The 2,772-nt window shown below is 69.8% G+C and carries 3 protein-coding genes; all 3 read right to left on the reverse strand.

What is annotated here, in order from left to right; all coding sequences use genetic code 11:
- Positions 1-434: hypothetical protein (locus ACWEQO_RS34625; RefSeq protein ID WP_361463063.1), on the reverse strand; the 434-nt coding region annotated here is incomplete at its 3' end.
- 403 nt (positions 435-837) lie between these two features.
- Positions 838-987 carry a hypothetical protein gene (locus ACWEQO_RS34630; protein ID WP_452986480.1) on the reverse strand — a complete coding sequence of 50 codons (150 nt, stop codon included), beginning with the start codon at positions 985-987 and terminating at the stop codon, positions 838-840.
- 786 nt (positions 988-1,773) lie between these two features.
- Positions 1,774-2,079 (reverse strand): hypothetical protein, encoded by a 306-nt coding sequence (locus ACWEQO_RS34635; RefSeq protein WP_452986481.1) that lies wholly within the window; start codon positions 2,077-2,079, stop codon positions 1,774-1,776.
- Positions 2,080-2,772: the final 693 nt, after the last annotated feature.

Consider the following 2,772-nt stretch of genomic DNA (forward strand, 5'->3'; position numbering starts at 1 on the left):
TTGTCGCAGGTGGCTCCGCGGAAGACCTCGACGGTCCGCTTGCTGTCGTTGCGGATGTTCAGGCTGCGGGAGCCCAGGCCGCTCACGATGGTGACGCAGCCGCCCGGGTTGTCCGAGTAGGAACGCTCGTTGATGTGGATCCGGCCTTCGAAGCCCCGGTCTTCGAAGCCACGGTCGTCGAAGCCCCGGCCTTCGAAGCCACGGCCGTTGTTGTCCTTGCCGGATTCGCCGCCCAGGGGGGCCGCGGCGGGGGCGCCCGCCTGCTGGCCCGCGGGGACGGCCCCCTGCTGGACCATGGGGGCGGCTGCCTGCTGGACCGCGGGGGCGGCCTGGGCCGGCCCGTAGACGGACGCCGAGGCGTAGGTGATGCCGGTGACGGCCAGGCCCGCGGCGGCCGCGACGGCCGCGGTGACGACGGTGGAACGGGTACTCATCACGCACTTCTCCTGATCTCGGGGGATCGGCCGGCCGGCCGACTCGTGATGAACGTACTGACCAGTTCTCATACCTGTCATATCGGGACATGAGGGGAAGTCAGCAGATTGACTCCGATCAGGTCACAGAGGGCGCTCGTGTGCCGTGTCATGGCGTGCTGACGTGTAATCAGATTGCTTTTTCTGTAGTGGACTTGACGCGGCGATACGCTGTCCGGGGGACTTTTCCGACACCTGCTCACCCTCAGGCGCGGCGTGTCGTTCGTTGACACATTGGGTCGAACCGGTATTTCCGTCGTGCCGCCGGGTGACGGGCGGGGCGCTCGAGCGCGTGGGCGGGCCCGTGACGTGACGTGTTGCCGTCCGCAGAGCGACGTTCCCCCTGGTCACGGACAACGGGTGGTTACGCTGCGGGGGCGAGGTCCTGCGTCGTCATGGTTCTGGTTTCGAGCGGGGTGGCGTACCCGTGGACGGGGTGCTCGAGCGGACGGGTGTGGTTGTACTCGACCTCGATGAAGGGGAAGACGCCGGCTCGGGCAGTCCCGGAGCTCATGACGCGATCATGGACGGGCCTCCTTGAATCGTTTCCAGTAGATCAGGCTGCAGGCCAGGGAGACAAAGGCATCGTGGAGTCCGGTGCGGCGTTTCCAACGGACGGCCAGTCGTTCGAACTGGTTGGAGCGGGGCGAAGGTCTGTTCCACCGCGTACCGGAGCTTGCTCGGGCCCTTGAGGCTCGGGGCGCCCTTGCGGGAGGCAACCGGCGGGATGAGGCGCTTGTGGAGCTCTTCGCGACGGGGGTCGGAGTCGTAGCCCTTGTCGCCGGGCAGGGCTTCGGGACGGCCGGCGCGGACGGCCGGGGCGGACGGCGACGGGTGGCATGCCGTCGACCAGGGCGAGGGGCTGGGTGACGGCATTGACGTGGGCCGCGGTGGTGAGGACCTCGAGCGGGGTGCCGTGTCCGTCGCAGACCAGGTGAATGCTTGCTGCCCGTCCTGCGCCGGTCGACCGGCGCAGGACCGATGCTGGAGCCGAACCCCAACTCCAGGGGAGGGGGTTACCGGGCCATATCGTCGTGGAAGACCTAGAGGACGCCCTGTCCTGCCCTGCCCTGCAGGCAGAGCCGGTCCGCCACCGGCTGTGGACCCGGCGACCGCTCGGGCCAGGGCGGCGGCAGCGGTTCGATCAGTGCTCACGAGCCGTCGTCCACGATCCACGGCCGAGTACTGACAGCACCACGAACGGCCGAATCGTCAGATCGGCCACGCCCGGCCGAGCCACTTCAACAAGATCGTTTCACGAGCTCCTGAGCGCTGTCCCGTGATCCCGCGAAGCCGAGGGTCATGCCGTGTCCGGGTCGGTGCCGATGGCACCGACCGGGCGAAGCGAATGTCCGAGGTTTCCGGTGAGGATGCGGGGGCGGCGCCACCACCACACGTCGGGGCCGGGCGACCTGTGGAACTGGTCGAGTGCTCGGCCGTCGTCGACGGTCGAGGCCTTGTACCGGTCCTCCAGGGCTTTGATCTGCGGGATCCAGAGCTGGACGACGCTTTCGTCCAGCAGGAGCCACGCCTCGTGCAGCCGGTTTCGACAGTGCTGTTCGGGAACGGTTCGATTTCTGGGGTGTGGGACGGGTGTGAGTGACATGGTGAGGGACGCGCGACAGCTGGCGCCGTCGGCTCAGGAGGCCCTGCGGCTGCGGGCGGTGGCCGCGTTGGTGGCGGGGCGGGACCGTGAGGGGGCGGCGGTTTTCGGGGTACCGCTGAAGGCGGTCGACGCGCAGGCGCCGGGCCCGGCCGGGTCGTATCCGAGGAGGTCGGCCAGGGCACCGGGGCAGGTGTGTGTCCTTGATGACTCGGCGGACGGTCGCGCTGCTGGGCGGGGTACGTACGGCCAGGGCCTGTCCGGTGGATGAAGTCGCAGGAAAGCGACGGCGCCCTCATCGGCGCCGGTGAGCGGCGGCGATGAGGGTGCCCCGCTCGAGCGAAGCCGAGCGTGGGGGAGCGGCCGGGCGTGGGGGAGAGTGGCGACAACGCGGCTGGGGTCCCCCTTGCTCGAGGAACTCGGGGGAGTGCGTGCCGGACCCCGCGTCTGCGGCATGATCCGCAGGACAGGCCCCGAGGGCGCCGTGGTGCGGGCGCCGAGTCGGGCCAGGACGTCCTGCGGGGCTTCGTCGCCCGCCCACCGATCGCCGTGAACGTCTTCGCTCCGGTGACGACGGCGGAGCACACGATCAGCAGGACTGCCACGAACGGGTGGCGCTTTGTGGGTCGGTCTCGTGGGCCGGCCGCGTCGGTGGCCGCTCGGCCGGCGGGCCGGTCGCGTGGTGCCGGTGAGCGG

It is taken from the genome of Streptomyces sp. NPDC004051, from assembly GCF_053604275.1.